The sequence below is a fragment of the Rubrobacter taiwanensis genome, from assembly GCF_004337705.1.
Taxonomy (GTDB): Bacteria; Actinomycetota; Rubrobacteria; order Rubrobacterales; family Rubrobacteraceae; genus Rubrobacter_C; species Rubrobacter_C taiwanensis.
In genome coordinates, this window is record NZ_SKBU01000030.1 from 1 (window position 1) to 8,344 (window position 8,344).

Here is an 8,344-nt window from a genome sequence, read left to right on the forward strand (position 1 = left end):
GATGTGGAGGAGGCGTTCGAGCGGGCGGATGTGGTGGTCAAAGAGAGGTACATCCAGCAGCGTCTGATCCCGAACGCCATCGAGCCCCGGGCGGTTGTGGCCAACCCGGACCCGGTCAACGGTGGTTTCACCGTGTACTCCTCGACGCAGATCCCGCACATTCTCAAGAGCGTGCTCTCCATGATAAGCGGGGTGCCGGAGCAGCGCTTGCGGGTTGTGGCTCCGGATGTGGGCGGGGGGTTTGGCTCCAAGCTGAACGTCTACGCCGAGGAGGCGCTGGCTCTGGCGCTTGCCCGCAGGCTGGATCGGCCCGTGAAGTGGGTTGAGGAGCGCTCGGAGAACTATCTGGCGACGATCCACGGCCGGGATCAGATACAAGACATCGAGCTGGCCGCAGACCGGGACGGAAAGATCCTGGGGATGAGGGTGAAGCTCGTCGCGGACATGGGCGCGTACCTGCAGCTCGGCACCACGGTGGTCCCGCTGCTCGGGGCGTTCATGTATCCTGGGGTCTACCGGTTCGGGGCCTACTCCTTCTCCTGCACGGCGGTCTACACCAACAAGACCCCCACCGACGCCTACCGCGGGGCCGGACGTCCGGAGGCCGCCTATGCCATCGAGCGCATAATGGACGCTTTAGCGCGTGAGCTGGGCATGGACCCGGCCGAGGTCAGGCGCAAGAACTTCTACGAGCCGTTCGACCAGCCGACCCAGACGCCGGCCGGCATCCAGTACGATTCCTTCAACCTGCAGGCTGCGCTGGACAAGGCGCTAAAGATAGCGGACTACGAGGGGCTGAGGGAAGAGCAGCGCCGGAGGCGGGAGTCCGGAGACCCCGTCCAGCTCGGCATCGGGTTCTCTACCTACACCGAGATCTGCGGCATCGCGCCCTCGCAGGTCGTCGCCGCTCTGGGCGGCGGCGGGGCCGGCTGGGAGGCCGCCTCCGTCCGCGTGCTGGCCTCCGGCAAGGTGGAGGTCGTGACCGGCACCTCGCCGCACGGGCAGGGGCACGTCACCAGCTGGTCCCAGATAGCGGCTGACGCTCTGGGCGTCTCGCCCGACGACGTGGAGGTGCTGCACGGCGACACCGCTGCGGCGCCCTGGGGGCGCGACACCTACGGTTCGCGGAGCCTCCCCGTCGGGGGTGTCGCCGTGCACCTGGCGGCCCAGAAGGTGGTGGAGAAGGCGAAGAAGATAGCGGCGCACATGCTGGAGGCTGCCGAGGGTGACATAGAGTTTGCGGGCGGACGCTTCAGCGTCGCCGGCTCGCCGGACCGGAACGTCTCCCTGCAGGAGGTGGCCGGGGCCGCGTATCTGGCCAGCAACCTGCCGGAGGGGATGGAGCCGGGGCTCTCCGAGGAGATATTCTTCGACCCGCCCAACTTCACCTTCCCGTTCGGGGCGCACATCTGCGTGGTCGAGGCGGATACCGAGACCGGCAAGGTCAGGATCCGCGACTACTACGCGGTGGACGACTGCGGGCCGGTCGTCAACCCCATCATCGTGGACGGGCAGCTGCACGGCGGGCTCGCACAGGGCATCGCGCAGGCGCTCTACGAGGAGGCCATCTACGACGATGACGGGAACCTGGTCACCGGTTCGATGGTGGACTATATGATCCCGGGCGCACCGGAGATCCCGCACTTCACCCTGGACCGGACGGTGACCCCGTCTCCGAGCAACCCGCTCGGGGTCAAGGGGGTCGGAGAGGCCGGGACCATCGGCTCGCCGCCGGCGGTCATAAACGCCGTGGTAGACGCCCTCTCGCACCTGGGCGTCAGGCACGTAGACATGCCGGCGACGCCGATGCGGGTCTGGCAGGCGATTCAGGAGGCCCGGGGCCGCGAGGCCGGAGAGCGGGAGGCCAGCACCGAGGCCCGGCCCGCACAGGACTGAGGAGGTGAGCGGAGAGTGATTCCGGTCTCTTTCGACTACGAGGTGGCTGAGTCCGCCGAGCACGCCGTGGAGCTGCTCGGGCGGCACGGAGACGAGGCCAAGCTGCTGGCAGGCGGGCACTCGCTGCTGCCGCTGATGAAGCTGCGGCTTGCGGCGCCGGCGGTGCTGATCGATCTGGGGCGCGTGGACGAGCTGCGCTACGTCCGCGACGCGGGGGATCACATCGCCATAGGCGCGATGACCCGCCATCACGACGTGAACACCAACGACCTGCTCAAAGAGCAGTGTGGCATTCTGGCCTTCACCGCCGGGCTCGTCGGCGACCCGCAGGTGCGGCACCGGGGGACTATCGGGGGGTCGCTCGCCCACGCCGACCCGGCCTCCGACCTTCCGGCCGTGCTGCTGGCGCTGGAAGGAGAGCTCGTGGCCCAGGGGCCGGACGGCGAGCGCACCATCGCCGCTGCGGACTTCTTCCAGGACTACCTGACCACCGCCCTGAACGAGGGCGAGGTGCTCAAGGAGATCCGGGTTCCCAAGCTCGGCTCCGGCACCGGGTGGTCTTACCAGAAGTTCAACCACCGGGCGATGGACTGGGCCACGGTCGGCGTGGCGGCCGTTGTGGAGCGCTCGAACGGCTCCATCGGCTCGGCCCGGGTAGCGTTCACGAACATGGGATCCACGCCCATCCGGGCCTCGGCCGCCGAGCAGGCGCTCTCGGGAGCGAGTCCGGAAGGTATCGCGGAGGCCGCCAGCTCCGCCGACGAGGGGACCAGTCCCGCATCGGATATAATGGCTTCGGCCGAATACCGGAGGCACTTGGCCCGCGTACTGACCCGGCGAGCGGTTGAGGAAGCGTTAAGCCGTTGAACCGGAACAACGACCACGGACGCCGGGGAGGGGTGGATCTCCCCGGCGTCTCCAACGCTGAAGAGCTGCAGATACGGCTCCGCCGGTACGACTACCTGGCGGATGAAGGGCTGGCAACGGCCATCTTCCTGGCTCTGCGCCTCTCCCGCCCGCTCTTCCTGGAGGGGGAGGCCGGGGTCGGCAAGACCGAGGTGGCGAAGGTGCTCAGCCGCCTGCTGGACACGCCGCTCATCCGGCTGCAGTGCTACGAGGGCATAGACGTCTACCAGGCCGTCTACGAGTGGGACTACGCCCGCCAGCTCCTGCACATCCGCACCGCGGAGGCTCTGGGTGCCGGGGAGGACCGCGAGCGCTTCGAGGCCGAGCTCTACTCCCGGGAGTTCCTTATCGCCCGGCCGCTCTTGCAGGCGCTGGAGCACCGGGGGCCGCAGCCGCCCGTGCTGCTCATAGACGAGGTGGACCGGGCCGACGACGAGTTCGAGGCGTTCTTGCTGGAGATCCTGTCGGACTACTCGGTGACCATCCCCGAGGTCGGGACCATCGAGGCCGGGCGGCCGCCGGTGGTGGTCATCACTTCCAACCGGACCCGCGAGGTGCACGATGCGCTTAAAAGGAGGTGCCTCTACTTCTGGATCGAGCACCCCAGCTTCGAGCGGGAGGTGGAGATCGTGCGCCTGCGTGTCCCGGGAGCCGGGGAGAAGCTGGCCCGGCAGGTGGCCGCCGCGGTGCAGGAACTGCGCCGGATGGACCTGTACAAGCCGCCCGGGGTGGCGGAGACGCTGGACTGGACCGAGGCGCTCGTCGCGCTGGACGCGAAGGAGCTGAACGAGCAGCTGGTGGAGGCCACGCTGGGCTCGGTCGTCAAGTACCGCGAGGACCAGCAGCGGGTGCGGGCTCCGGGGATAGAGAAGCTGCTGAGCCGGGTGAACGGCGGTGGATGGGGGAGAGCGGACACATAAGATGCAGCGGGCGGCCGTCGCCTTCGGGCGCGTGCTGCGGCGGGCCGGCATCGCGGCCGGAACGGATCGTACGCTGGAGTTCGTGCGGGCGCTGGAGGAGGTCGGGATGGAGCGCCGGCAGAGTGTCTACTGGGCGGGGCGCGCTACCTTCTGCTCCCGGCCGGAGGACCTGAAGCTCTACGACGCCGCCTTCCGGGCTTTCTGGGACGAGATGAGCTCCGGGGAGCTGCCCCCGGTCTCCCGGCGGAAGGAACGCTCCGCCGTGGATCTGGACTCCGTGCAGCCGCCCAAGAAGACCGTCGAGTCCGACCCCGAGGGAGAGGAGGCCGTCCACCTGCGTTACAGCCCGGTCGAGGTTTTGAGGAGCAAGGACTTCGCGCTCTACACCGCCGAGGAGTTCGAGGAGCTGCGCCGGCTGCTCGCCGACCTCAGGCTCTCCGGTGCTCTCCGGCGTTCGCGGCGGCTGGAGCCCGCCCGGCGCGGCCGCTTCGACCAGCGCCGCACCCTGCGCGGGGCGCTGCGCACCGGAGGGGAGGCTCTGCGGCACCGTTTCCGGGCTCCCCGCTGGCAGCCCCGGCGCGTGGTGCTGCTCTGCGACATATCCGGTTCCATGGCGCAGTACAGCCGGGCGCTGATGCGGTTTCTGCACGCGGGCGTGATCTCCGGCGCGCGGCTGGAGGCGTACGCTATGGGTACCCGGCTCACGCGCATAACCCGTGAGCTGGCCAGCAAGGACCCCGACAGGGCTCTGAGCGAGGCCGCGGACGCGGTGCGGGACTGGTCCGGCGGTACGCGTTTGGGCGACGCGATGAAGGAGTTCGTGGACCGGTGGGGGCAGCGCGGAATGGCGCGCGGCTCGGTCGTCGTGATCCTCTCCGACGGCTGGGACCGCGGCGATCTGGGTGTGCTGCGGGAACAGATGGCCCGGCTCAAGCGGCTGGCGTACAAGGTCATCTGGGTCAACCCGCTCAAAGCCGCGCCGGGTTACCGTCCGCTGGCGGGCGGGATGGCCGCGGCGCTGCCTTACGTGGACGTGTTCCTCTCCGGCCACAACTTCGAGAGTCTGGAGGAGCTGGCCAACGCCATAGCGAGTACCATCGAGGAGGGAGATCGGGCATGAACCCCGTGGTTGAGAAGGTAGCCGGCTGGCGGGAGCAGGGAAAGAAGGCCGCGATGGCCACCGTCGTGCAGGTCGAGCGCTCCGGACCTCTGGGGGCCGGGACCTCGATGGCCGTCTCGGAAGACGGGGAGGTGGTGGGCTCCGTGAGCGGCGGCTGCGTCGAGCCGGCCGTCTTCGAGGAGGCCATGGAGACCATCGAGACGGGCAGGCCCAAGCTCCTGACCTACGGCATCTCAGACGAAGAGGCCTTCGGTGTGGGGCTGACCTGCGGCGGCACGCTGCACATCTTCGTCGAGCGGGTGGACTGGTAGAGTTATGGGCGAGATCCTCAACAGGTGGCACCGGGCCCTCAGGGAGCAGGCTCCGGTCGCCCTCGCCACGGTGGTCAGGGGACCGGGTGTGGGCGATAAGCTGCTCGTCACCCCCGAGGAGCACGTGGGTTCGCTGGCCAGCAGGGATCTGGAGCGCGCCGTGGTCGAGGCGGCCCGGGGCATGCTGGAGGGCGGGCGCACGGGGCTGCGTCACTACGGCCCGGAGGGGCAGCGCCGGATGGAGGACGTGGAGGTCTTCATCCAGAGCTTTGCGCCGCCGCCGCGGATGTACGTCTTCGGGGCCATAGACTTCGCCGGGGCGGTAGCGAGGATCGGAAAGTTTCTGGGCTACCGGGTGACGGTGTGCGACGCGCGCGGCATCTTCGCCACCAAAGAACGCTTCCCGTTCGCCGACGAGGTGGTGGTCGCCTGGCCGGACGAGTTCCTGAAAGAGGCGGAGGTGGACAGGCGCACCGTCATCTGCGTGCTCACGCACGACCCCAAGTTCGACGTGCCGCTCCTGAAGGTGGCGCTCGGGACGGAGGCGGGCTACATCGGAGCGATGGGCAGCCGCCGGACGCACAACAGGCGCAACGAGCGTCTGCTCGAGGAGGGCGTAACCGAGGAGGATCTGAAGCGCATCTCGAGCCCCATAGGACTGGATATCGGGGCGCGCACGCCGGAGGAGACGGCCGTCGCCATAGCGGCGGAGATAATAGCGCTCAGGACCGGACACTCCGGGGGCCGGCTGGCCGAGAGGGACGGCCCGATCCACGCCCCCCCGGAGGAGACAGCCTCCCGTTGAGCCGGGTCTCGGCCATCCTGCTCGCCGCCGGGGGCGGGAGCCGGTTCGGGGGCGGGAAGCTCCTCGCCCCGTTCCGCGGCCGGCCGCTGATCGAGTGGTCGCTCTCGGAGCTTGAAGGGGCACCGGTGGACGAGGTGATCGCGGTCCTGGGCGCGGACGCGGAGCGGCTTCGTCCGCTCTGCGAGGCCCGCGGAGCGCGGACGGTCCTGAATGCGGATTGGAAGAGCGGGATGGCCACCTCGGTCCTCGCGGGGCTGCGGGCCTGTGCTCCGGAGGCGGAGGCCGCCGTGGTGCTGCTCGCGGATCAGCCCTTGGTCGGATCCGGGGCCGTGGAGCGGCTGGTGGAGGCCTTCCGGAGAGGAGCCGAGGTCGCCGTTGCTACCTACGGCGGCGAGGCGATAAACCCGGTGCTCTTCGCCCGCGAGGTGTGGCCGCTGCTGCACCGCGAGCTCGCGGGGGACCGCGGAGCGCGGGGGATACTGAGGCGGTATCCTGAACTGGTGGTGGAGGTCCCTTGCGACGCCGTCGCAGACCCCGCAGACGTGGATACCGCAGAAGATCTGCGGTATCTGGAGGAGTTGTCTACTAGAGGCGGAAGGAGGAGCTGGGCATGAAGCTGGAGAACGAGTTCACCGTCAGCGTGCCGGTGGAGCAGGCGTGGAACGTGCTGCTGGATCTGGAGCGGGTCACGCCCTGCCTGCCGGGAGCCGCGCTCACGGCCCAGGTCGGGGATGAATACGAGGGTACGATGACCGTCAAGCTCGGACCCGCCACGGCGAAGTACAACGGCACGGTAAAGATAGAGGAGGCCGACGAACAGAACCGGCGGGCCGTGATCAAGGCCAGCGGCAAGGATGCCCGGGGTCAGGGAACCGCCGCAGCCACCATAGTCTCCACCCTGCACGACGAGGGGGGAGGCTCCACGCGCGTGAGGGTGGAGACCGATATGCGGCTCACCGGCCGGGTGGCACAGTTCGGGCGCGGCATCCAGCAGGACGTGGCGAACAAGATTCTCAGCCGGTTCGCCGAGTGCCTGGAGCAGGAGATAATCCGCTAGACGGGGGATATAATTGGGCCGCGCGGTCGCCGGAGGGCAGCCGGAGCAGAGGGATAGCCGGGAGGTGAGACTTGAGCCGAGAGGAAGAGCCCAGAATGCGGGAAGCGCCCCCGCTGGCGCGGGAGGTGGGAGCGACGGCGGAGAGCGGTCTGGCGCGCCCGGTCTACCGGGATGCGGCCGCCCCCCGGCCAGAGCCGGAGGAGCCTGCGGCTGAGGCCGGAGAGCAGCCGCGCCGGCGCATAATAAACCAGCCGGAGCCGGAGCCGCTGGACCTCGGGGAGGCCAGTCGGGAGGCCGTGCTCAAGCGCCTCATCCCGGCCGCCGCCGGACTGGCGCTCGTGGCCGCTATCGTGTACCTGATCCTGCGCAATCTACGGTAGGAGACCGCAGCTCCGCAGGGCCGGATGAGAACCATAACCATCCGCTACACGAGCTTCCGCCCCTGCCCCAACTGCCGGGGCCGGGGCGACGACGGTTTCGACTGGCGGCCGCAGAGGTGCCGGCGCTGCCGGGGCCGGGGCCGGCTCGTCACCGGTGTCGAGGTCGAGGACTCGGAGGAGGGGATCCTGCCGCCCTCCCGCTACGAATTCACGGCTCAGGGCGAAGTATATCTGCTGGACTTCGACGAGCACGAGGAGATAGAGGTCATTCGTCCCGGGGCCTGATGAAGGCTATGACGCGGAGGGACTGGGCGAGGGCAGCGGCTATCGTGATGAAGAAGATGTCGAAGACGGCCCACTCCGCGTAGCCGGGGCGGGTTACCTCACCGAAGCGCGCCGCGTACCCGGCCGGGTCCGAGACCGAAGCCAGCGTGAAGGAGAACGGGTAGAACAGCCACTCCAGGAAGGTCGCCCCGACGACCATGCACCCGGCGGCGATCACGCCTCGCCAGCCGCCGCGGAAGACGAGTACCAGAGCCAGCACCAGCAGAGCCAGCACGCGCATGAGCTGCACCGCACCCACGAACACGGGATTGTCTTCGTATGCACCCTGAAAAGAGAACATGCTGGCCCCGAACCCGAACAGAGCGGCGGCCAGCGTGCAGCCTGCCGTAAGGAATGTCAGGAACCTCGTCTCGTTCTCCACGCCCGGGATTATATTCCCCGCCGCCTCCGCAACGCGAAAAAGAAAGGCCCGGAGCCCGGAGCTCCGGGAAAGGGGTGGGGAAGGAGGAGTCCGGAGGGTCTTTAGGGGTGATAGGTGGGGAAAGGGAAAGGAGGAGTCGCCCCTCCGGACTCTTCTGTTGTTGTCGATTAGGTTTCGCACCAACCGACGCCGTTAATATACACCTCTAGTCACACTTTGTAAAGGGCTTGAAACAGAAAATTT

At 68.5% G+C, this 8,344-nt stretch carries 9 protein-coding genes and 1 pseudogene; 9 read left to right on the forward strand and 1 reads right to left on the reverse strand.

Annotated elements, in window-relative coordinates:
* From E0L93_RS13620 to E0L93_RS13660, 9 genes and pseudogenes are all read left to right on the forward strand, one after another.
* The coding region (locus E0L93_RS13620) for a xanthine dehydrogenase family protein molybdopterin-binding subunit (RefSeq protein ID WP_132692633.1) at positions 1-1,896 on the forward strand (1,896 nt) is incomplete at its 5' end.
* A gap of 15 nt (positions 1,897-1,911) precedes the next feature.
* Positions 1,912-2,763 (forward strand): FAD binding domain-containing protein, encoded by an 852-nt coding sequence (locus E0L93_RS13625; protein ID WP_132692634.1) that lies wholly within the window; start codon positions 1,912-1,914, stop codon positions 2,761-2,763.
* A gap of 32 nt (positions 2,764-2,795) precedes the next feature.
* On the forward strand, positions 2,796-3,722 hold the full coding sequence (locus E0L93_RS13630) for an AAA family ATPase (RefSeq protein ID WP_132692641.1): 927 nt from the start codon (positions 2,796-2,798) through the stop codon (positions 3,720-3,722).
* 1 nt (position 3,723) lies between these two features.
* Positions 3,724-4,842, forward strand: coding sequence for a vWA domain-containing protein (locus tag E0L93_RS13635; RefSeq protein ID WP_132692635.1), 1,119 nt, complete (start codon positions 3,724-3,726; stop codon positions 4,840-4,842).
* Positions 4,839-5,958 (forward strand): annotated as a pseudogene (locus E0L93_RS13640) (XdhC family protein). Before E0L93_RS13635 ends, E0L93_RS13640 begins: the two are co-directional and overlap by 4 nt.
* Positions 5,955-6,572 carry a nucleotidyltransferase family protein gene (locus E0L93_RS13645; protein WP_132692636.1) on the forward strand — a complete coding sequence of 206 codons (618 nt, stop codon included), beginning with the start codon at positions 5,955-5,957 and terminating at the stop codon, positions 6,570-6,572. Before E0L93_RS13640 ends, E0L93_RS13645 begins: the two are co-directional and overlap by 4 nt.
* Positions 6,569-7,015 (forward strand): SRPBCC family protein, encoded by a 447-nt coding sequence (locus E0L93_RS13650; protein WP_132692637.1) that lies wholly within the window; start codon positions 6,569-6,571, stop codon positions 7,013-7,015. Before E0L93_RS13645 ends, E0L93_RS13650 begins: the two co-directional genes overlap by 4 nt.
* Positions 7,016-7,086: 71 nt before the next feature.
* Positions 7,087-7,395 carry a hypothetical protein gene (locus E0L93_RS13655; RefSeq protein WP_132692638.1) on the forward strand — a complete coding sequence of 103 codons (309 nt, stop codon included), beginning with the start codon at positions 7,087-7,089 and terminating at the stop codon, positions 7,393-7,395.
* Between the two features lie 24 nt (positions 7,396-7,419).
* Positions 7,420-7,680, forward strand: a complete 261-nt coding sequence (locus E0L93_RS13660; RefSeq protein ID WP_132692639.1) for a hypothetical protein — start codon at positions 7,420-7,422, stop codon at positions 7,678-7,680.
* Here the strand turns inward: E0L93_RS13660 and E0L93_RS13665 are convergent.
* On the reverse strand, positions 7,661-8,101 hold the full coding sequence (locus tag E0L93_RS13665) for a hypothetical protein (RefSeq protein ID WP_132692640.1): 441 nt from the start codon (positions 8,099-8,101) through the stop codon (positions 7,661-7,663). The two genes, E0L93_RS13660 and E0L93_RS13665, sit on opposite strands and share 20 nt — an antisense overlap.
* Positions 8,102-8,344: the final 243 nt, after the last annotated feature.

Coding starts and splice junctions, on each gene's coding strand:
- E0L93_RS13660 (WP_132692639.1), top strand. CDS start 7,420: ATGAGAACCATAACCATCCGCTACACGAGCTTCCGCCCCTGCCCCAAC.
- E0L93_RS13650 (WP_132692637.1), top strand. CDS start 6,569: ATGAAGCTGGAGAACGAGTTCACCGTCAGCGTGCCGGTGGAGCAGGCG.
- E0L93_RS13635 (WP_132692635.1), top strand. CDS start 3,724: ATGCAGCGGGCGGCCGTCGCCTTCGGGCGCGTGCTGCGGCGGGCCGGC.